17 protein-coding genes are annotated in these 21,548 nt (G+C 59.9%); 7 read left to right on the top strand and 10 right to left on the bottom strand.

Annotation, left to right across the window (positions count from 1 at the left end; genetic code table 11):
* Nucleotides 1-120: 120 nt before the first annotated feature.
* The 6 genes from DTW90_RS09825 to DTW90_RS09800 form a co-directional block, all read right to left on the bottom strand.
* On the bottom strand, nt 121-1,287 hold the full coding sequence (locus DTW90_RS09825; protein WP_149337954.1) for a cell wall hydrolase: 1,167 nt from the start codon (nt 1,285-1,287) through the stop codon (nt 121-123).
* Between the two features lie 189 nt (nt 1,288-1,476).
* Nucleotides 1,477-3,378 carry a potassium transporter Kup gene (locus tag DTW90_RS09820; protein ID WP_132521498.1) on the bottom strand — a complete coding sequence of 634 codons (1,902 nt, stop codon included), beginning with the start codon at nt 3,376-3,378 and terminating at the stop codon, nt 1,477-1,479.
* 17 nt (nt 3,379-3,395) lie between these two features.
* Entirely contained in the window at nt 3,396-4,373 is a 978-nt protein-coding gene (locus tag DTW90_RS09815; RefSeq protein ID WP_149337952.1) for a magnesium transporter CorA family protein, read from the bottom strand.
* Nucleotides 4,374-4,785: 412 nt separating this feature from the next.
* The gene (apbC, locus tag DTW90_RS09810) at nt 4,786-5,934 is read right to left on the bottom strand and encodes an iron-sulfur cluster carrier protein ApbC (protein ID WP_149337950.1); all 1,149 of its coding nucleotides are present in this window, start codon (nt 5,932-5,934) and stop codon (nt 4,786-4,788) included.
* 415 nt (nt 5,935-6,349) lie between these two features.
* Entirely contained in the window at nt 6,350-7,087 is a 738-nt protein-coding gene (locus tag DTW90_RS09805) for an autoinducer binding domain-containing protein (protein WP_149337948.1), read from the bottom strand.
* A 234-nt stretch (nt 7,088-7,321) separates the two neighbouring features.
* The gene (locus DTW90_RS09800) at nt 7,322-8,131 is read right to left on the bottom strand and encodes an IclR family transcriptional regulator (protein WP_149337946.1); all 810 of its coding nucleotides are present in this window, start codon (nt 8,129-8,131) and stop codon (nt 7,322-7,324) included.
* Nucleotides 8,132-8,252: 121 nt separating this feature from the next.
* Between DTW90_RS09800 and DTW90_RS09795 the strand changes: the two genes are divergently transcribed.
* The 5 genes from DTW90_RS09795 to DTW90_RS09775 all read left to right on the top strand — a co-directional run bounded on the left by DTW90_RS09795 (nt 8,253) and on the right by DTW90_RS09775 (nt 12,398).
* Nucleotides 8,253-9,023, top strand: a complete 771-nt coding sequence (locus DTW90_RS09795; RefSeq protein ID WP_149337944.1) for an SDR family oxidoreductase — start codon at nt 8,253-8,255, stop codon at nt 9,021-9,023.
* Nucleotides 9,023-9,958, top strand: a complete 936-nt coding sequence (locus DTW90_RS09790) for a 2-dehydro-3-deoxygalactonokinase (protein WP_149337942.1) — start codon at nt 9,023-9,025, stop codon at nt 9,956-9,958. Before DTW90_RS09795 ends, DTW90_RS09790 begins: the two co-directional genes overlap by 1 nt.
* Nucleotides 9,955-10,587 carry a 2-dehydro-3-deoxy-6-phosphogalactonate aldolase gene (locus DTW90_RS09785; protein WP_149337940.1) on the top strand — a complete coding sequence of 211 codons (633 nt, stop codon included), beginning with the start codon at nt 9,955-9,957 and terminating at the stop codon, nt 10,585-10,587. Before DTW90_RS09790 ends, DTW90_RS09785 begins: the two co-directional genes overlap by 4 nt.
* Nucleotides 10,588-10,593: 6 nt before the next feature.
* Nucleotides 10,594-11,481, top strand: coding sequence for an SMP-30/gluconolactonase/LRE family protein (locus DTW90_RS09780; RefSeq protein ID WP_149337939.1), 888 nt, complete (start codon nt 10,594-10,596; stop codon nt 11,479-11,481).
* A gap of 296 nt (nt 11,482-11,777) precedes the next feature.
* Entirely contained in the window at nt 11,778-12,398 is a 621-nt protein-coding gene (locus tag DTW90_RS09775) for a PRC-barrel domain-containing protein (RefSeq protein WP_149337937.1), read from the top strand.
* A 71-nt stretch (nt 12,399-12,469) separates the two neighbouring features.
* Here DTW90_RS09775 and DTW90_RS09770 read toward each other — a convergent pair whose 3' ends face one another.
* The 3 genes from DTW90_RS09770 to DTW90_RS09760 all read right to left on the bottom strand — a co-directional run bounded on the left by DTW90_RS09770 (nt 12,470) and on the right by DTW90_RS09760 (nt 17,894).
* Entirely contained in the window at nt 12,470-14,515 is a 2,046-nt protein-coding gene (locus DTW90_RS09770) for an NADH:flavin oxidoreductase (RefSeq protein WP_149337935.1), read from the bottom strand.
* A 151-nt stretch (nt 14,516-14,666) separates the two neighbouring features.
* Complete coding sequence (locus DTW90_RS09765) at nt 14,667-16,025, bottom strand: EAL domain-containing protein (RefSeq protein WP_132521476.1); 1,359 nt, start codon at nt 16,023-16,025, stop codon at nt 14,667-14,669.
* Nucleotides 16,026-16,154: 129 nt separating this feature from the next.
* Nucleotides 16,155-17,894 (bottom strand): response regulator, encoded by a 1,740-nt coding sequence (locus tag DTW90_RS09760; protein WP_149337933.1) that lies wholly within the window; start codon nt 17,892-17,894, stop codon nt 16,155-16,157.
* A 327-nt stretch (nt 17,895-18,221) separates the two neighbouring features.
* On the opposite strand from DTW90_RS09760, the gene mutL reads away from it, so the two are divergent.
* On the top strand, nt 18,222-20,069 hold the full coding sequence (mutL, locus tag DTW90_RS09755; RefSeq protein WP_149337931.1) for a DNA mismatch repair endonuclease MutL: 1,848 nt from the start codon (nt 18,222-18,224) through the stop codon (nt 20,067-20,069).
* 129 nt (nt 20,070-20,198) lie between these two features.
* Nucleotides 20,199-20,429: a DUF2093 domain-containing protein gene (locus DTW90_RS09750; RefSeq protein WP_132521470.1), complete on the top strand. Its 231-nt coding sequence runs from the start codon at nt 20,199-20,201 to the stop codon at nt 20,427-20,429.
* A 57-nt stretch (nt 20,430-20,486) separates the two neighbouring features.
* Here the strand turns inward: DTW90_RS09750 and lpxK are convergent, their stop codons facing one another.
* Complete coding sequence (lpxK, locus tag DTW90_RS09745; protein WP_149337929.1) at nt 20,487-21,533, bottom strand: tetraacyldisaccharide 4'-kinase; 1,047 nt, start codon at nt 21,531-21,533, stop codon at nt 20,487-20,489.
* Nucleotides 21,534-21,548: the final 15 nt, after the last annotated feature.

Raw genomic sequence — 21,548 nt, 5'->3', positions numbered from 1 at the left:
GACAAATCGACGACGATCGCTCAAAACGGCCGCAAAGAATCCCTTGGGCGGAGGGCACATTCATCCGGCGGTTTCCCGCGGAAGCGCTGCTCATCCGGGCGATTAACCCAGCAGAGGTATTCAGATCCAGCCCCCGCCATAGGTGCGATAGAAGATGTGCATGCCGATGCGCCCGACCTTTTCCATCGTCGATGCCCAGCGGGGGTGAACGTAGACCGCATGGTAATGGGTAGCCGAGCCAATCTGCGGTAGCCAGATCTTGCCAGCGGTAACGGCCATGGCAACCTGCCGGGCTACCTGCCAATGATAGGCGGAGTTGACCTTGTCCTTGATCTTGTCGCAGGCGAAGGAGAACTGGCAGCCATTGTGCCAATCCTCGTTCTGGTAGACGACGCCGCAAATGGTCTTGGGATAGGCCGGATTGCGCACGCGATTGAGAATGACCTGGGCAACGGCTGCCTGGCCTTTCAGCGATTCTCCGCGCGCTTCGAAATAGATACCGGTTGCGAGGCACTGCTGCTCATCCGGCGAGAAGACCGTGGGCGGCAGGATGCTTGCCGCCCAGGCGTGATCCTCAGGGCCGATCTGCGGCACGAAGCGGCCTTCGGTCCCCTGATCCTTGGTCAGAATGGAATCGAAGGGCGAAACCTTGCTGTCATCAGCCTGCGGCGACGCATAACCCAGCGCGAGAGAATCGGCGTTCTGATTTGTGACAAGGCTCGCCAGATAGGCCGGAACCACATAGGCCGGCGGAGGCGGTAGCGGCTTTTCAAAGGCTGAGGCAACCACGATCGACTTGTCGGTGATGCGGGGCTTCGCAAACGCAAGCTTCGTCGAGAGTGCCGATGGCGGCGGCGAGAGCAGGCTCTGCCGCTGCAGGATCGAGCCGGCGGTAAAATCCTTGGGCGGCTGCATGGGAAGGACAGAGACGAGCCGAGGCTTCTTCTCGCTGCGGTTGATCCGATCCTCGTCCGGTCTCGGATCACTGCCCTTTTCGCCTTCGGAAAAGGCTATGCGGCGACCGTCCGGCAGCACCATGCCGCCCTCAGCACCGATTTTCTGAGCGTCCGCATTTGCAAAGGCGAGTTCGCCCTGGTGGATGGAACCGGCCGGCGAATTGGTGAGCACCATGCGCCAGTTGTCCCCTCCCCGGTCAAGCCCGGCGAGCAGACCCGCAAGATCGGCGTGGGCAGCGACGGATGGAAAGATCAGCCAGGCGCAAAAGCCAAATACGGCAGGCGAAGTCCAGTTCTTCGGCAGCAGGCGCTTGCTATTTGAACTCATCATGCGACGCAACACCGGACTCCAACCGCACTCGGAAACATGAGACGCGATAATCCCTCATTAACCTTGATGGATGGTTAATTCTAATATGCGACAATTCATGCATGAGCCTTCAGTGGGGGAAGCGCTGTTTACACGCATGAAAAAGGCCCCGCGGAAACGAGGCCTTGATCAGCGTAATCTTGTTGCCGATCAGATGATGACGTGCGAACCCAGCTCGACGACACGGTTGGCCGGCAGGCGGAAATAGTCGGACGGATCGGTCGCTGCGTTGGCGAGCGCGATATAGAGCCTGTCCTGCCAATGCGGCATGCCGGACTTCGCGTCTGGCACGAGCTTGCGCCGGCCGAGATAGAAGGAGGTCGACATGATGTCGAACTTCAGCCCGGATTTACGCAAGGCAGCGAGCGCCTGGGACACATTCTGCGATTCCATAAAGCCGAAGCGCAGCTCGACGCGCGAAAAGCGCTCGGAGATCTTCTCCACCGTATAGCGATTGTCCGGTGAAACGCGCGGCTTGTTGATCGTACGGATGGTCAGGATGACGTTCTTGTCGTGCAGGACGTGATTGTGCTTCAGGTTATGCAGCAAAGCCGCAGGCGCGGATTCCGGGTCGCTGGTCAGGAAGATTGCCGTTCCGGGGACGGAGGCCGGAGAATGTTCGCTCTTGCGCTCGATGGAGCTTACGAAGGCGGCGAGCGGAATGTCCGTGTGACGCGTTTTTTCCATCAGGATCGCCGTGCCGCGACGCCAGGTCCACATGATGAGCGTGAAGACGGACGCGATCAGAACAGGGATATAGCCGCCATCGTGGATCTTCAACAGGTTGGCGCCGAGGAAGATGAATTCCAGCACCAGAAGCGGCAGAAGCACGACCGTTGCCGTCAGCAGCGACCACTGCCAGCGCATCCGGACGAATTCGAAGGCCATGATCGAGGTGACGACCATCGCGCCGGTGACCGATATGCCATATGCGGTCGCGAGCGAGTCCGACGTGCGGAAACTTAAGACCAGGAAGATGACACCGAAGAACAGCACGGTATTGACCGACGGCAGGAAGATTTGCCCGGTATTCGTCTCCGAGGTGAACAGGATCTCCATGCGCGGCAGGAAGCCGAGATGGATCGCCTGGCGCGTCAGCGAGAAGGCGCCAGTAATGACCGCCTGGCTGGCGATGATGGTGGCGCAGGTCGCCAGGATGACCACGGGCAGGATCGCCCAATGTGGATACATCAGGAAGAACGGATCGGACATGGCCAGCGGCTCGTGCAACACGAGCGCACCCTGACCGAAATAATTCAGCGTCAGCGACGGGAAAACCAACGCAAACCACGCCCATTGGATCGGCCGACGGCCGAAATGGCCCAGGTCCGCATAAAGCGCCTCGGCACCCGTGACCGTCAGGAAGACGGCGCCGAGAACGACGATGCCGAAGAAGCCTTCATGCAGCAGGAAATTGATCGCGTACCAGGGATTGAAAGCGGCAAGGATGCTCCAGTCGTCGGCGATATGCATGATGCCGGAGAGACCCATGACGATGAACCACAATGCCGTGATCGGGCCGAAGAAACGCGCCACCGCACCTGTTCCATGCGACTGTATGGCGAAGAGAAGTGCCAGAATGGCAACGGAAATCGGCACTATATAGTCCGAAAGCTCCGGCGCCACGAGTTTCAGACCTTCGACGGCCGACAGCACCGACAGCGCCGGCGTGATCATCGCGTCGCCGAGAAAGAGTGCCGCACCCGTCAGGCCGAGCAGCATCAGGACCGCTGTGTGGCCGTTGGAAGTCTTCAATAGGAGGGCCAAAAGCGACAAGGTCCCGCCTTCGCCGTCGTTGTCGGCGCGCAGCAGGAAGAGAACATATTTTATGGTGACGATGATGGTCAGGGTCCAGAACATCAGCGACACGAGGCTGATGACCTCGCCGCGCGTCAGGCCGTCTGCGGCAACCGGCTTCAGCGCCTCACGAAAGGCATAGAGCGGGCTGGTACCGATGTCGCCATAGACAACGCCGATCGAGCCGAGGGCGAGGGCAAAGAGTTTGTTCTTGCTCATTTTCCCTTCGGGAGAATGATCGGTTTGTTCAGACATTCAGGATCACTAGGCTCTCAGAGCCAGCCTTTCCAGCGAAAAAAGAAAAACGGGACGACGGCGGAAATCACCATCAGAAGCAACGATGCCGGATAGCCGAAGACGGCGTGCAATTCCGGCATGTGTTCGAAGTTCATTCCGTAGACCGAAGCGACCAGCGTCGGCGGCAGGAAAACCACCGATGCGATCGAGAAGATCTTGATGATTGCATTCTGCTCGATATTGATCAGCCCCAGCGACGCATCGAGCAGAAAGGTGATGTTGCTGGCAATGAAAGACGCATGCTCGGAGAGCGACTGAATATCGCGAGATACATTGCGACACAGTGCCTTTGTTTCCCGATCCTCGTGAACAGCGGGGATCGTCTGCACAAATGTAAGAAGCCGGGATAGCGACATCAAGCTGTCGCGCACCTTGCTGACGAGACGGTGATAACTGGCAATCGTCTTCAGCTTTTCTTCAAGATAGTTGGAAGGATGCCGGACCTTCTTTGCCTTATCCCCGAATACATGGGTAGAAAGGATATCGATGCGCGCAACGGACTGTTCCAGGATTTCGGCCGTGCGGTCTATGATCGTTTCCAGAAGCTTCGCCAGGAGTGCTGCGCCACTGCGCATATTCTCCGGAACCCGATGCATCCCGGCAATAAAGAGAGCGAGAGATTTCGGATGGGCATAGCGGATGGTCACCAGCCTGTTGCCGATCAGAATGAAAGCGACATCGGTCAGTGTCGGCGTTTCCGTATCGGCCTTCCACACCAGCGAAGCGGTCATGAAGACCGCGCCGTTCTCGACATAGAGGCGGCTGGAGGGTTCGATGTCCTTGAGATCGTCGCGTGTGGGCAATTCGACGCCGAGCAGTTTCTCGATACCGATTTCTTCCTCGTGGGTGGGCTCAAGCAAATCAATCCATAACGCATCGTCGGGAAGACTTGCGGACTCGGAAAGGCCGGTAAGCTCGAACGACTTGCAGTCTGTCCGGTAGGCCGTGATCAAAGGATCACTCCCTTCGTCCGGCGCGCAAGACAAAGGCCATGGCGCTCGATGCGCTCCCGTTCCGATCCAGACTGCGACAAATGAAAAAAGCTCATAAAACTCCGGGCGTATCCTTTAGGCTTTCGGCCACGAATACCTGTTCATGCTTCATTGCGCAGCAGTACCAATCCTTCGACTGACACGATAACTTCGACCGAACGAAGCAGCTGGAACCACCTTGAGGCCCGAGGCTGTCGTCAAGCATGTCTGACCATAATCACGCCGGCGGCGCATATGCAGCAAAGCTCGGAAAGAATCAAGCCATAGCCCTCAATTGCGCGCATTCACCGCAGATTCCCGATGTCGGCAGAGTCATAGCACAGGCTTGGCTTAAGACAACCAGCACGAGGGCGCCACAGGGACGCAGGCCATCTTATTCGAAGACGATCGCAGGCGCGGCGCGCTGAGGCGCACCGCTGAGCTGCTCCCAAACTTTAGCGGCTATGTCCCGATAAATCTTGGCGACCGGACCATCCGGCTCGGAAACCACGAGTGGCGTCCCCGCATCCGAAGTTTCGCGGATGGCGATCGTCAACGGAACCTCGCCAAGGAAGGGCACATCGATGCGTTCCGCCTCGCTGCGGGCGCCGCCATGGCCGAAGATGTCATAGCGGGCGCCGGTATCCGGGGCGATGAAATAGCTCATGTTCTCGATGATGCCGAGGACGGGCACCTCGACCTTGCGGAACATGTTAAGGCCCTTGCGGGCATCAATGAGGGCCAGATCCTGCGGCGTGGAGACGATGACGGCGCCGGCGAGCGGCACCTGCTGCGCCATGGTCAGCTGCGCATCGCCGGTGCCGGGCGGCATATCGACAACGAGGATGTCGAGCTCACCCCAGGCGACTTCCCGTAGCATCTGCATGAGTGCCGATTGCACCATCGGCCCACGCCAGATCATCGCGGTCTCCTCATCCACGAGGAAGCCCATCGACATGACCTTGAGGCCGTAATTCTCCATCGGGTTGATGATGCGGCCTTCGATCTGCGTCGGGCGACCGGAGATCTTCAGCAGCCGCGGCATCGAGGGACCATATATATCCGCATCGAGGATGCCGACCTTCAGGCCGTTTGCGACGAGACCGAGAGCCAGATTGACTGCGGTCGTGGACTTGCCGACGCCACCCTTGCCCGACGCCACGGCGACGATCGCCCCGATGCCGGGAACGCCGATCTTGGCGGCGCGGGCCGGCTGCTGGGGGGCATGGGCATGACCATGGGAATGAGGCTGGGGCGCCGGGCGGGCGGCGGGCGCGCCACCGGAGCCGACCTTCTTGTCGGCTGTCAAAGCGACAAGCGCTCCCTTCACACCCGGCATTTCCTTGATGACACGCTCAGCGGCCTGGCGCAGAGGCTCGAGTTCCTTTGCACGCTCGGCGGGGACAGTGATGGAGAAATAGACCTTGGCATCGGAGATGAAGACATCCGAAACCATGCCCAGTTCGACAATATTATGCTCCAGGTCCGGGCCGCGAACAGTCTTCAGCGTTTCCAGAACCTGTTCTTGGGTGACGTCGGTCATTCCATCCTCACTGAAAGTCTTTCAGCTTAGATAGTCGAGCAATGGGAATTCGCCAATGGAAATCAGGGAATGGCAAGAAACCATTCCCATCCCTATGCGTTGCGTGGGGCCTCCCCCAGGTGCAACAACACCGCCGGCACCAGGTCGCCAAGGAGAAGACGACCGATATCGGCGGTGTGTTACCATTCGCGCCTGTTTGATCAGCGCTGATATGAAAGTCCCCTCTGGACCTCTGAAAAATAAGATGCAGAAAACGTGCCAATTCCGATCCTATGGAAATATCTTTGTTTTTTCAAAGACTTAACACATATCTCTGACCAGCATGTGTTGGCCGTCACAGAAGAAGCAGCCCATTCTGCAGGCAGCAACGTCGCGCGCTGCGCAAAAACTGGTCAAATGGGAAATGTCAGGCAGTTTACTTGATGAGGCCGATGCGCAATGCCTTTGCGACCGCCTGCGTCCGGTTGACCGTATCGAGCTTCTTGGTGGCGCGATTGAGGTAGTGATTGACCGTATGTTCGGACAATCCAAGGATATCGGCGATTTCGGCGCTGGTCTTGCCGGCGGCTGTCCAGTTCAGACAATCGATCTCACGATCATTGAGCGTGTCGCTGATGCGGGTATCCATATTGCGGATTTCCGCCAGCCGATCAAAGACGTGGATGGAAATATAGCTCAGGTCCTTCATCTCTTCCGGCGAGAACGGCTCCCGGTCTCCGGCCAGCGATATCGCACCACGCATTCCCGATGCATCATGTGTTGGAAAATACGCGCAGCGCGGCATCCGGAAGCGCTCGAACAACGTCACGATGAGGTTTGTCTTGCCGTCGTCGCGCGCGGCGCTGCTTCCAACGGTGTCGTGGAAGAACGGCAGCGTCGAATTGCGCAGGCGTCGCAGAACGGGGCTGTTCACCATCAGGCCTTCCTGGTCGTAGATCGCCAGAAGTTCGGCCGGCCAGCTGGTGATCACGGAATTGCTCTGCAGATCGAAGGAGGTGATGGCCGGAAGATTGATGATCATGAAGGCCCGGCTGCGAAAGGTCTCCGTCAAGCGTTTCATGAAGCGGAAAACATCGAACTGGGTCTTCAGACCGGCGATCTCCTCGATGTAATCCTCACCTCGGGGAGATTTTCCTGTCTCTAATGCTGTCATTGTCAGTCTTCCAAGTATCACCGAATCGAAGAATTGCGGCCATGTCGCATGCCCGGCAACATGACCACGCCTAACGCAACGCTACGGACCTTGATCGCTGGCCTAACACCGCAGCGGCACGATTGTTCCCGCTGCGATTCAAAACCAACACACTCAAGTTAATCGGTAAAGTTACCCGAGGTCCAGCAGGACACGGGCTAAAATTGGAAAATTTCCAGTTGCAGGCGAATAATTCTACCGCCGAGGGCCGAGCAGGCTGTGCATATCGTTGATAATCGCTGCCGCTGCAGTGCTTGCCAGTGGAGCCCAGCATTCCAGATTTTCTAGCGTAACGCGATATGATGGACCGGTCACCGAAACTCCTGCGAGAATATTATGCCGGTCGGACCGTATGGGAGCGGCAACACAGCAGATGCCCGCCTCATGCTCCTCGTGGTCGAATGCATAACCTCGCGCTCTTATCGCCGCGATGTCGGCAAGCAGCGCGGAGGCATCGCGGTGCGTCCAAGCAGTGAAGGGCTGAAACGCGATCCCCGCAACAAGGGTGCCAAGGCTTTCGTCATCCATGGTGGAGAGAGCAGCCTTTCCGACACCGGTGCAATAAGCGGGTGAGGCATTGCCGATCTGCGAATACATGCGCACCGACTGCCGCCCCTCCACCTTGTCGAGATAGATCACCTCTACACCGCGCAGCACGCCGAGATGAACCGTTTCACCCGTCTGCTCCTGAAGGCGGCGGAGATGCGGTTCGGCGACGATCCTGAGTTCATTGCGGGCCCAGCTGCGCGAGGCAAGGTTGAGCAGACGAATACCGGGCTGGTAGCGCCCCTCACGGTCGACGTCGAGCAGCCCCTCGCCGACCAGATGCGTCAACTGACGATGAAGCGTTCCCCGCGGCTGACCGGATAAGGAGAGGAGATCGGTGAACCGCATGGGACGATCGGACATCGCCACTAGGTCGAGAAGCGCCATCAGCTTGCCAAGCGTGCCGGTATCGCCGCCCTGCCCCTTGCCTTCGATCGCGCCGCCTTGTCCAGGGCTCATTTTCGAGTTCCTCTGTTGCCTTGACAGCTTGGCAGCGTAGATCGATAATTCCATATAGTCAAATTCAGTTCCAAATAATGGAACTCCGCAGTTCACAAATTGGCAAATTGGGAGAGGAAAATTGACCGGTCCAGTGGCTCAGTTTCCCGATCTGAAGGATCGGGCCGTACTCGTGACAGGTGGCGGCTCCGGCATCGGCGCTGCCCTGGTCGAAGGTTTTGCGCAGCAGGGCGCGAAAGTCGCCTTCATTGATATCGTCGAGGCGGAGAGCAAGGCGCTGGCCGCGCGGATATCCGCAACCTCGGCGCATCCGGTCTCCTTCTATCATGCGGACCTACGCGACGTGGACAATGTCCGCAGCACAGTCGCTGCGATCGAATCCGATTTCAACGCGATCCAGGTGCTCGTCAACAACGCCGCCTGGGATGACCGGCATGACTTCGATACCGTAACGGAAGAATATTGGGACAACAGCCAGGCGATCAATCTCAAGCAGGTGTTCTTCGTCTCGCAGGCGGTCGCTCCGCTGATGCGGGCGGCGGGCGGCGGATCGATCATCAACTTCTCGTCGATCGCCTTCATGCTGAACATGCCACAGCTCTCGGTCTACACGACGGCCAAGGCTGGGATCATCGGGCTGACCAAGAGCATGGCCGGGCGTCTCGGGCCTGAGAATGTGCGGGTCAACGCGGTGCTGCCCGGCATGATCGTCACCGAGCGGCAGAAGGAGCTTTGGTTGACCGAAGATATCATCGCCAAAAGCGTCCAGCGCCAATGTCTCAAACGCGTATTGAAGGCGGAGGATCTGGTTGGGCCCTGCCTGTTTCTTGCATCCGACTGCTCGGCAAGCATCACCGCGCAGTCCATTATCGTTGATGGAGGCACTTTCTGATGGCGAAACCCGCATATGTCGCGGTTGACTGGGGCACGAGCAGCTTTCGGCTCTGGCTGATCGGCGAGGACGGCGAGGTGCTCGGCGAGCGCCGCAGCGGCGAAGGCATGACGACGGCGGCGCAGACAGGCTTTGTCAACGTGCTGCAATCGCATCTGACGGCTTTGTCCGCCCCCGAGGGCATTCCGGTCATCGTCTGCGGCATGGCAGGCGCACGGCAGGGCTGGGTGGAAGCGGGCTATATCGACACGCCGACCTCGCTTTCCGCGATCCTGACCGGCGCGGTCTCCGTGCCCGGCCAGTCACGCGATGTGCGCATCCTTCCCGGGCTCGCCCAGAGGTCCAAGGAAGCGCCCGATGTCATTCGCGGCGAGGAAACCCAGCTTCTCGGCGCGATCCCGGCCGACAGCCGGGGCGATCAGATCGTCTGCATGCCGGGCACCCATTCGAAATGGGTTCGCGTGGTCGACGGCATGGTCACCGGCTTCTCGACCTTCATGACCGGCGAACTCTTCGACGTCATCACCAAGCACAGCATCCTTGCCCATGCGGTGGCAAGAGCGCAGGACATGCCGACTGATGACCAAGCCTTCGAGGCCGCCCTTCTTGCTGCGTTCAAGCAGCCCGCACTTGCCACCAACCTGATCTTCGGCGCCCGTGCCGGACAGCTTCTGCACGGCCTGACGGCTGCCGGCGCACAGGCGCGCATATCCGGCACGCTTGTCGGCGCCGAGATCGCGGGCGCGCTTTCTGCCGCCGGCAAGGATGCGGCGATTACGCTCGTTGCGTCAGGGCGTCTGCAGACCCTATACGAAACGGCATTCCAATCCCTGTCTTTGTCCTATCAAACCATTGATGCCGATGCTGCCGTCCGCCGCGGGCTCTCCGCTGCGGCAAAGGCAATCTGGCCAGATCACGAAAGAAAAACCGCATGAACCGCGTTCCCTTCCCTTCCATGAAGCGTCCCCTGATCGCCATCCTGCGCGGCATCAAGCCCGAGGAAATCGAGGCGACTGTCGGCGGCCTGATCGAAAACGGCCTGACGGCGATCGAAATCCCGCTGAACTCGCCGGACGCCTTCCGCTCGATCGAGATCGCAGCAAAGATGGCGCCGGCCGATTGCCTCATCGGCGCGGGTACGGTGCTTACCGTCGAAGATGTAGACAGGCTCGATGCTGCTGGTGGGCGGTTGCTGGTCACGCCGAATGTCGAACCTTCCGTCATCAGCCGCGCCCATGAAAAGGGCATGGTCAGCATGCCGGGCTGCTTTACGGCAACCGAAGCGCTCTCCGCTGCCCGCGCCGGCGCAACCGGTCTCAAATTCTTCCCCGCCGGCGTGCTTGGCGCTTCGGGCATCAATGCAATCCGCGCCGTCCTGCCGCCGGAACTGGTCATTGCGGCCGTCGGCGGTGTCTCCGACAAGAATTTCGCCGACTATACCAAGGCCGGTATCCTGGCTTTCGGTCTTGGCACGAGCCTTTACAAGCCCGGCATGACCGCGGCTGAGGTTGCCGAGCGCGCCAAGGTGACCATTTTAGCCTATGACGCCGCCATAGGAGCCTAAAGCGCAATGACCGACATTCACGATTTCCAGGGCAGTATCCTCTGCAATACGTCCTCAGTCCTTGGAGAAGGCCCGACCTACGATCCCGATACGGATACGGTCTGGTGGTTCAATATCCTCGGCAAGGAACTGCACGAACTCAATCTTGCGACGGGTAAGAAAAACGTTCACAGCCTGCCTGTCATGGCAAGCGTTCTGGCGCGCGTCGATGCTGAGCGACAGCTGATTGCGACGGAAGAAGGGCTCTTCATCCGCGATATCGGGACGGGCGAACTGACTTTTTATGCGGCCCTCGAAAACGACAAGCCGGAAAACCGCTCCAATGACGGCCGCACCCATATTTCCGGCTCGCTCTGGATCAGCACCATGGGCAAGCGGGCGGAAATGCAGGCGGGCGGGATCTATCACGTTGCCGGCGGCAAGGTGACGAAGATCTTCGACGGTATCAGCATTCCGAACTCGATCTGCTTTTCACCGGATGGCTCGATCGGGTATTTCACGGATACCCGCATCAGCCGGCTGATGCGCGTTCTCGTCGATCCGCAGACAGGCCTTCCAGCCGGCGAGCCGATCGTCATGGTGGACAGCATGGAGGACCCCGGCGGTATCGACGGCTCCGTCTGCGATGCGGACGGCTATATCTGGAATGCACGATGGGGTTCCGGCTTCGTCGATCGCTACAGCCCGGACGGGTTGCGCATCGAACGCTACCGTGTGCCTGCCATGCAACCCTCCTGCCCTGCCTTCATCGGCAAGAACGCCGATCGGCTTGCGGTCACGACCGCGTGGGAAGGACTTGATGAGGATGCCCGCTCCATGCAGCCGGAAGCGGGTGCCTTGATGGAACTCGGCATCACCGTTCGCGGCGTTTTCGACCCGGTTTATACGCTTTAAGATTGCATCATTGGTGAAGGCCTGCAAAGGCCTTCATTGTCTCATTCCTACCCAATCATTTGCGGTCCTCAGCGCCGTCATCGGCGTGCGACTTGGGTCGAAACGACCGAGAAATTGGCGAACTTCGCACCTGCATTTCCGGAAAAGTTCCATCAAGCGTCTATATTCTTTCGCTTTTTTTCTGTGGAACCAAATAAGGCGCCGGTCATTCCCTTACTGAACCGGCTCGATGATGGTTAGTCTAGGAGAGACGCCGCGGAGCTGGATCAGCCATCTGAATGAAAGGTAGGTTCACGATGACAGGCAGGTTTCTCACTTCCGTAGCGGCGGGTGCAATCTTTGCGACAACATCCGTGCTCGCTCCCGCAGCTTTCGCACAGGCGACGCAGCCTTCCAACAACAATGCACCGGCAGCAACGCAGACCGCGCCGGCAGCACCTGACGCGATGAAGCCAGCTGCCCCCATGGCCCCGGCTGACAACGCCCAGGCTCCGGCACCGGCTGCGACCACAGACACCGCGCAGGCCGATAGCTATCTGACCCAGCAGTCTCCGGACCAGGTCAGCGCCAACACCTATATCGGCCAGTCCGTCTATAACGGCAGCAATGAAAGCATCGGTAAGGTCAACGACCTGATCATGCAGAAGGAAGGCGGCATCGTCGCCGCTGTCGTCGGCGTCGGCGGCTTCCTGGGCATCGGTGCCAAGAACGTTGCGGTGCCGATCAAGAAGATCACGATCGCCCAGAATACGCAGGACGGCAGCGTCAAGTTGTCGACGACCGAAACGGCCGACTCGCTGAAGGCCGCTCCGGAGTTCAAGACCCTTGAAATGCAGTCTGCGGCGAAGGCTCCGAGTTCGGGTGCAGGTATGACCGGTACGGACACTACGACCACCGGTTCTACGACGAACAAGTAGTGAGTAAGCATCCGGCAGCGCCTGAACAGGCGGAAACGGCGGCGCCCCACACGCCGCCGTTTTGCTATGTTTTACAGCAGAGAACAGTAGCGCAGCGCGTCATGGATCGCCGCGTGAATGTTGCGACTTGAGACGGCATCGCCGATGCGGATGAGATCGAACCGGCCTTCGTCGTTTCTGACCGGCAAAGGCGGCTGGCGGCGGATCAGGGCATCGTAGTTGACAGCACCTAGATTGCGCGACATCGGCTTGAGCTCGAGATAGAGATCGGCATTGGCCATCGTGCCGTGCTCGACGACCACCTGCGAGACGCGTCGTTCGGTCGCCGTCGTTTCGGAGAAATCCGAACCCAGTGTCGCAACCAGCGAATTTCCGTCGCGGCGGACGGATTTCAGCCTGGTGTTGATCGTCACGCGAACGTTCCTCTCGGCGAAAGTCTTCGCATAGGGCACATGGTTCATGCCGCCCATCTCCGGTGCGAAGAAACGCTCCGGCGATACGAGTTCCAGTTCGGCGCCGGCATTCGCGATGACCTCCGCGGCAGACATGCCTTGATGACCGCCATTGTCGTCGAACAAAAGCACGGAGCCTTCAGGCTTGATCGCACCCGCCAGGATATCCCAGCTCGACGTGACCAGTTCCTCGCCCGCATCGAGTTCGGGAGATTGGGCAATGCCACCTGTGGCGACGATGACGAGATCCGGCTCGAAGGCTAGGACGTCGTCAGCACCGGCATAGACGTCATAGTGAATGTTCACGCCGAGGCGTTCCAGCTCCGAGAGGCGCCAGTCGATGATGCCGACCATCTCCTTGCGCCTGGGATTGCGGGTAAGCAGGTTGACCTGCCCACCGGCCTGGCTCGTCGCTTCCAGCACGTCGACCTTGTGCCCGCGTTCCGCAAGGACGCGGGCGGCCTCCAGGCCGGCTGGACCGGCACCGATGACCACAGCCTTCCGCAAAACCTTAGCCTTGGCGATATCGTGCGGTATTTCAGCCTCGCGGCTGGTGGCCGCATTGTGAATACAGAGCGCCTCGCCGCCCTCGTAAATGCGGTCCAGGCAATAGGTGGCGCCGACGCAGGGGCGAATGCGCGCCTCTTCGCCGGCCATGATCTTCTTGACGATATGGGGGTCTGCGATATGGGCGCGTGTCATGCCGACCATATCCAGCTTCCCCTCCGCGATCGCGTGACGGGCGGTGGCGACATCGCTGATCCGCGCTGCGTGGAAGACCGGAAATTTCGTCGCAGCCCTCACCTCACCGGCAAAATCGAGATGGGGCGAAGCCGGCATGCCCTGGATGGGGATAACCTTGTTCAGCGAGGCGTCATGATCGATATGGCCGCGAATGATGTTGAGGAAATCAATCGTACCTGATCTTGCAAGGCGGCTGGCGATTTCCACACCTTCTTCGCGCGACAGGCCCTTTTCCCAGTCCTCATCGGCGACCAGGCGAATACCAACGATGAAATCCGGCCCGACAACCTTGCGCACCGCTTCCGTCACTATCGTCGAAAACCGCATGCGATTTTCCAACGATCCGCCGAATTCGTCGTCTCGACGGTTTGTGGCGGGCGACCAGAAGCCGTCCATCAGGTGGCCATAGGCCTCGAACTCAATCCCATCGAGGCCGGCTGCCTGCATGCGCTGGGCGGCGCTTGCATAGTCCGCGACGATCCGCTCGATATCCCACTCCTCCGCCTCCTTGGGAAAGGCGCGGTGGGCAGGCTCCCGGATCGGTGACGGAGCCAATACCGGCAGCCAGTCGCCCCTGTTCCATCCGGTGCGGCGGCCGAGATGGGTGAGTTGGATCATCACGGCCGTGCCATATTCATGACAGTCGTCCGCAAGCTTTTTCAGCCACGGCACGATCTCGTCGCGATAGGCATGAAGATTTCCGAAGGCCGGCGGCGAGTCGGGCGACACGACAGCCGAACCGGCGGTCATCGTCAGTGCTATGCCGCCCTTTGCCTTTTCCAGGTGATAGAGTCGGTAGCGATCCGTCGGCATGCCCTCCTCGGAATAGGCCGGCTCATGCGCCGTCGACATGATGCGGTTCTTCAGCGTCAGGTGTTTCAGCTGGTAGGGTTGCAGCAGCGGATCATTGGACGCGGTCATGTCTTACCCTCGGATTGCGAGCCGGTCTGAATAGCAGCTCTCAAAGAGGCATCATCACTACGACAAACAAGGAGGTGCCCTCCAAAGGCGGCGCTGAATGGCCCCGATGCGCCGCGAAGGGAAAAAGAAAGACGGTCAGCCGCTGGCGTTATCAGGCGCTGACGCGTTCGCCGGCGGCTTCGTAGTGGTTTTCGCGCAGATAGCGCAAGGTCGCGGCTCCGTCGACCGGCTTGCCGTAATAATAACCCTGCCCCATGCCACAGCCCAGCGCCCGAAGCTTGGCGGCCTCGCTGCGGTCCTCGATGCCTTCGGCCACGACCTGCAGGTCGAGGCCTTCGCACATGGCCAAGATTGCCTTGATAATATGTTCCGACGCGCGGTCTGAATTGATACGGGACACGAAGGCGCGGTCGATCTTGACCTTGTCGAAGATGAAATCGCGCAACCGTCCCAGGCTCGACTGCCCCGTTCCGAAATCGTCGAGCGATATGCGAACGCCGGCAGCGCGCAGATCGGCGATGATGCGATGGGCGGTATCGGCAGAACTCATGACCGCGGTTTCGGTGATCTCCAGTTCCAGGCGATGCGGATCCAAACCGACACGGCTGAGGATGGCAAGGATACTGCCGCTTGTCCCGGGATCCATGAGCTGGGCCGACGAAAGGTTGAACGAGAGGAAGAGTTCACGCGGCCAGGAGAGGGCCGCTTCAGCAGCCTTTCTCAGAAGGGCTTCCGAGAGGGCATCGATGAAGCCGCGCTCTTCGGCAAGCGGAACGAAGACGGCTGGAGAGACAAAGCCGAGATCCGGATCATTCCAGCGTGCCAGTGCCTCGAAGCCCACCGTCGCATTGTTGGCAAGCGATACGATCGGCTGGAAATGCACTTCGATGGCGTCGGAAATGATGGCATTGCGCAGCGCCTGTTCCAGCTGCGTCGCACGTTTCATTTCCTGGGCGATTTCCTTGGAATAGACGGTGATCTGGCCGCGTCCGCGCCGCTTGGACCGATAGAGAGCCGTGTCGGCGTTCTTCAGCAGATCCTCGAATTCCTCGCCGGCGAAGGGATAGATCGCAAAGCCGAAGGAAGCCGAAAGGCGGACATTGCGGTCGCCGAGATCATAGGGCGCCGACAAGACTTCACGGATCATCTGGCCGAATTTTTCAGCACCGACGCGCTCGAAGACGAGCGGCAGGACGAAGGCGAATTCATCACCCTCATGGCGCGTGACGACAGCGCCGTCGGGAATGCAAGCCTTGAGCCGGTGGGCAACCTGGCAGAGAATCTCGTCGCCGGCCTCAGTGCCGAAGAGATCATTAATCGGCTTGAAGGCGTCGAGATTGGCGATGCCGACGGTGAACGGCGCAGGATCGCTGGCCCGCTCCGCCGAGAGCAGCCGCACCTTGTCGCGCATTCGATAACGATTTCCCAATCCGGTCAGCGGATCGGTGTATGCCATCGCCTGCAACTCGTTCTGACTGACTTGCATGAGCGGTATTTCAGCCGATTTCATTTTCAGTCCCGAGGTTTCCTCCCACTAATGGGCGAGAATGGGGGGGAAGTCTTAAAAAAAAGATAGCGGTAAACGCGTTGAAAGCCCAAGTTCTGCCCCAATTTTAGGGGGTTGACGCAACTAAAAACTTCAAAGCGATTGGCGTAACTGATCGTCCTGCATGTATTTCTGAAATATCGTTTCAAGCATATCCGGACTGACCGGCTTGAGGATTACGTCATCCATGCCTGACGCACGGCATTCGGCACGATCCTTTTCGAAGGACTGGGACAGGACGCCGATGATCGGGGTTTTTGTTCCACTTTCCCCTTCCACCTGTCGAATGAGCCGGGCAGCTTCGAAACCGTTGAATCCCGGCAATGAAATATCCATCAAAACAAGCTTCGGACGGAATTCGTTCCACATGCGTACCGCCTCGTCGCCCGTAGCGGCGATCCGGTAACGATAGCCGAGACCCTCCAGAATCTGGGAGAAGACGATCTGGTTGATCTCATTGTCTTCGGCGACAAGTATCTGGCATTCGTTGCTTTGAACGGTCGCCGGCGTCCACTTTTCGGCCGAAACCGTCTCCGCGCTCGAGCCCGTGGAACCGCCACGGCGCTCGCGATTGAAATGGCGGGCGATAAGGAAGGTCAGCTCATTCGCCAACTGAAAGCCGTCAACCAGGAGCGCAGGCACGTTCTGCCGTTCGGCGAGTTCGATGCAACGCTTGCAGAGCTGATTGTCGGCGATGACGAGGTCGATCCTGATGCCGTGGGCGGCCGAAACATCAAGGAAAGCCGCCAGCTCGTTTTCGTCATGAACAAGGCAGGTCTCGAATCTATATTTGGCGAGCGTTTTCAGGGCCGCTGACCCAGCCGCCATATCCGCCGTGACGACAAGAACCTTCCTGCCGGAGAAATTCTCCGGGACGAAGGTCTCCATCGCCACGGGTTTCTGCGAGGCGGCATGCAATGCGGCCGCCGGCACATAGGCGCGCCGGTAGGACAGGTCACCGGATTCCTTGATCGAGGAAGCCAGGGTGAACTCGTCGAAATCCCCACCCTCCTTCGGAAGGTCCTGCATGGTCGCGACCAGGAAATAGCGGCCCGGCTTGCCGATCCTCTGCTTGCGCGTGACGATGTCGCGTTCGATGCCGTCGCGTGCGATCTGTCGCTGGCGCGAGATCGACATCTCGCCGGTTTCCAATACGTGGCGGTCGCTCTCCTCGAAACGATTCGCGACTTCGCTCGAAAAGAGGTCGACGCCCTTTCTGCCCAGCACCTCGTCGGCTGTCGTCTGGTATTTGCTGCAGAAAGCCTTGTTGACCGCGACATAGGTCATTTCCCGGTCTTTGACGAACAGCGGAAAAGGCAGATTGTCGAGGATGTCTTCGGTCAGCTGCACGCGTTCGAGATCGGCGCGCCATTGATCTTCGCGCTTCTTCTCCTCGGAAATATCCGAAATGATGCAGATGCCGAAGCCGGACGGAAGGCGGCGCTTGACGAAGCGGATCCATCGATCGGCACCATGGCGCTCGACGGTTTCGAAGCGCTCGCGCCAATGCGAGGCTATGTTCTGCGATATCCAGTTTTCGCGATTGACGGCGGCATTGGAATTGGCCGACGCGTCGCGCGGACGAATGCCGGTATCGAAAATCGCGCCCAGCATGTCGCGCAGGCGCGTGGTGGGGCGCAGGATATGCGCCGGCAGCGGGAAGAAATTCAGGACCTGACGGCTGGCAAAGAGCAGCAGATCGTTCCGGTCATAAACGAGAAACGCGGTGGTCAAGCCATCGCACACGGCATCGAGCAACGCTGCCTGAAGACTCGCATCCGGCGGCACGTCTTCCAATCCCGAAACGACTGTCGTCCCAACACCGGCGGTCATTTTCTAGGTTCCCACATTTTTCCGGTATCACGGCATGCAGGCCGGCGCCCGAGGGCCGGGCCAATTGCGATGGCATGCTGGGATGGAGACTTGAAACAGACAGCCCTCGGCCGGAGGATGTGGCGATTCCAGCATCGGCGCCACTCAGCCTTAAATTGCGAAAATGCTGCCTGCGATCATTTCAAGCACTACAGCGCAGAATGTCATTTTTGTCTTAAGGTCAGATTAATTTTTAATCATAGGGTAGCGGCCCACAATCGGGTGGACGGAAGCGCGATGGCACCCTTTCTCCCTTTTCACGACGCGGCGAATCCCCGAGAATAGGCCATGGCCATCAGACAGCTTACAGAAACCCTGATCAACCAGATCGCGGCCGGCGAAGTCATCGAACGACCTGCCAGCGCGGCAAAGGAACTGATCGAGAATGCCCTCGATGCCGGCGCGACGCGCGTCGAAATCGCCACCGCCGGTGGCGGCAAGGCGCTTTTGCGCGTCAGCGACAATGGTTCCGGCATGGATCAGACCGATCTCGAACTCGCCGTCAGACGTCACTGCACGTCGAAGATATCGGACACGCTCGACGATATCCGCACGCTCGGCTTTCGCGGCGAAGCGTTGCCATCCATCGGATCGGTGGCGCGGCTGACGATCTCCAGCCGCAGGGCAGATGGCGAAGGCGGCGCGGAAATCGCGGTTGCCGGCGGCAAAGTGGTCCATCTGCGGCCGGCCGCGGCCAATGTCGGCACCATCGTGGAAGTGCGCGACTTGTTTTTCGCGACCCCGGCCCGGCTGAAATTCCTGAAGACGGAGAAGGCGGAAGCGGCTGCGATCACCGAGATCGTCAAGCGGATGGCAATCGCCTTTCCGAAGGTGCGCTTCGTGCTGTCTGGCAGCGACCGCTCGACGCTGGAGTTCCCGGCAACCGGCGACGATCACCTGGCGCGCATGGCTCAGGTACTCGGCAGCGAGTTCAAGGACAACGCCATCGAGCTCAATGCCGAGCGAGAAGATGTGCAACTGACCGGTTTTGCCGGCGTGCCGACCTTCAATCGCGGCAACTCGGCGCATCAATATGCTTTCGTCAACGGCCGCCCCGTCCAGGACAAGCTGATCCTTTCGGCAATTCGCGGTGCCTATGCCGAGACCATTCCGGCCGGGCGCTATCCGGTGGCCGTCCTGTCGATCGCTCTCGATCCGGCCTTGGTCGACGTCAATGTCCACCCGGCCAAATCCGACGTGCGCTTCCGCGATCCCGGGCTGGTGCGCGGCCTGATCGTGGGCGCCGTCCGCGAGGCGCTGGCACGCGAAGGCGATCGGGCGGCAACGACAGGCGCCGACGGCATGATGCGGGCTTTCCGGGCCGGCTATCAACCTGGATGGCGACCGTCTTCGGGCGCGAACGGGGCGTGGAGCCCTCAGACCTCTCCATATCGGCCGATCGACAGGGAAGTTGAGACCGTCGGCGCCTCACGCAGCAGCTTTGGTGTTTCGGAGCGCCCGCAGGCGTCGTTCGATGGTTTGACAATGCCGACCGCAAGGGCAGACGCTTCGCCGGCGCAGCGTCCGGAGCTGCCGCGCCAGGAGGCGGGTTCACAGTTTCCGCTCGGGGCAGCCCGCGCGCAATTGCACGAGAACTACATCATCGCGCAGACCGAAAACGGTCTCATCATCGTCGACCAGCATGCGGCCCATGAGAGGCTGGTGTTCGAAGAACTGCGCAAGGCGATGCATTCCAAGCGCATGCCCTCGCAGGTGCTGCTCATTCCCGAGATCGTCGACCTGCCGGAAGAGGATTGCGATCGGCTGATGGTGCATGCCGAAGGGCTTGCGAAACTTGGGCTCGCGGTGGAGCGCTTTGGCCCAGGCGCGGTCGCCGTGCGCGAAACGCCGGCCATGCTTGGCGAGGTGGATGCGCAGGGGCTCGTCCGGCAGCTTGCCGACGAGATCGCCGAGTGGGACACCTCCTCCGGCCTTGCAGCCAAGCTCGAATATGTGGCGGCGACCATGGCCTGCCATGGCTCGGTGCGGTCAGGTCGACGGCTGCGGCCGGAGGAAATGAACGCGCTGCTGCGCCAGATGGAGGCTACTCCCGGTTCCGGGCAGTGCAATCACGGACGGCCGACCTATATCGAGCTGAAACTCTCGGATATCGAGCGACTGTTCGGCCGAAGCTGAAAAAGCTGGAAAAATCGGTTTTGCAAGGGTAAGGCAGTCGAAGGGATGTGGAGGCCGCGCGCTCCATTGGACGCGCGCAAGCCTGTATAGTATATTTCATTCTTCTGATGGACGTGGAGACGGCGTGCGATGAATCTTTTCGAAGGACATGGAAATCGCGAGGCGAAAATTCGTTATCTCGACGGCGACTTCCAGATCCTGATGCCCGGCTCCTATGTCGTCTGCGCCATGTCCGGCAAACATATTCCCCTCGATGAGCTGCGCTACTGGAGCGTTGCCCGGCAGGAACCCTATGCTAATGTCGCGCTGGCGCTGGAAGCGGACAAGCGCGCCGGCGCCCTGCCAAACCAGAAGCGCTAAGCGGTTCCAACAAAAGCGTGCAGCGGTTTGCGTCCGGAATTGCGGAAAGCGCTACCGCTATTTTCCGGCCTTGCGCCCTTCCCTTATGCGACGCTGACGACAGGCTTCCATCGCACGGTCGATGATCAGATACGGCGCGCGCGGATCGGTGAAGGCCATTTCGACATCGATGACGCGGGCGCGATGCGCAAGTTCTTCGGCCTTGCCGTGACGCCCTGCTAGACGGACCATGTCCTTGGACGTCGTGACGATCTCGAGCCCTTCGCGGGTAGCAGCGTCAAGCATGTCAGTGATCTCGTCGTCGCTCAGATGCTCATGGTCGCCGAACGAGCGACGGCTTGCGATCTCCGCCCCTAGCGATCCGACTGTCCGGAAGAATTTTTCCGGATCGGCGATGCCGGCAAAGGCAAGCACCTTCCGGCCAGCCAGATCGCTTTGACCCAGCACCTTGAGCGAGGCTGCGAAGAACGGTTTTCCGGCGCGAGCGGCCATGCGCACGATCGCATCCGCGGCATTGCCGCTACCGACCTTCAGAAGGGCCGAAGCATAGTGTAGCTGCCGGCGGATCGGCGCGCGGACGGGGCCTCCTGGCACGATATGCCCGTTGCCGATGCCGCGCGTCGTGTCGACCACCACAAGCGCATAGTCGATGACCAGCCGGGCGCTCTGGAAACCATCATCCATGATGATGAGATCGACACCTTCCTTGACAAGACGCTCCGCGCCTTCCACCCGGCGCCGCGAGACCACGGTCAGGGCTTCGCGCGCCAGAAGCAGGGGTTCGTCGCCCACGGCTGTCGAGAGATGATGGGCGGGATCGACGACCGTCGTGACATCGAGAAGACCGCCATAGCCGCGGCTGAGAAAGCCCGGCTTCAGGCCCTTCTCCTTTGCGACACGGGCAATCGCGAGAGCCGTCGGCGTCTTGCCGGCGCCGCCAACGGTGAAATTTCCGACGCAGATGACGGGCAGCGGGACGGAGGCACGCTTGCCATGCGCCATGCGGTAGCCCGCAACACGACCATAGAGAAAGGAAAGAGGCCAGAGGAGCCGTGCACGCCAATCGGGCTTCGTCCACCAGAAAGGCGGTGCTTCAGATACCATGCAGTCTTACCGCCC

The sequence above is a fragment of the Neorhizobium sp. P12A genome (assembly GCF_008365395.1).
Taxonomy (GTDB): Bacteria; Pseudomonadota; Alphaproteobacteria; order Rhizobiales; family Rhizobiaceae; genus Rhizobium.
Note: the sequence above shows the minus strand (reverse complement) of the source record. Positions and strands in the feature narration are given on the sequence as shown.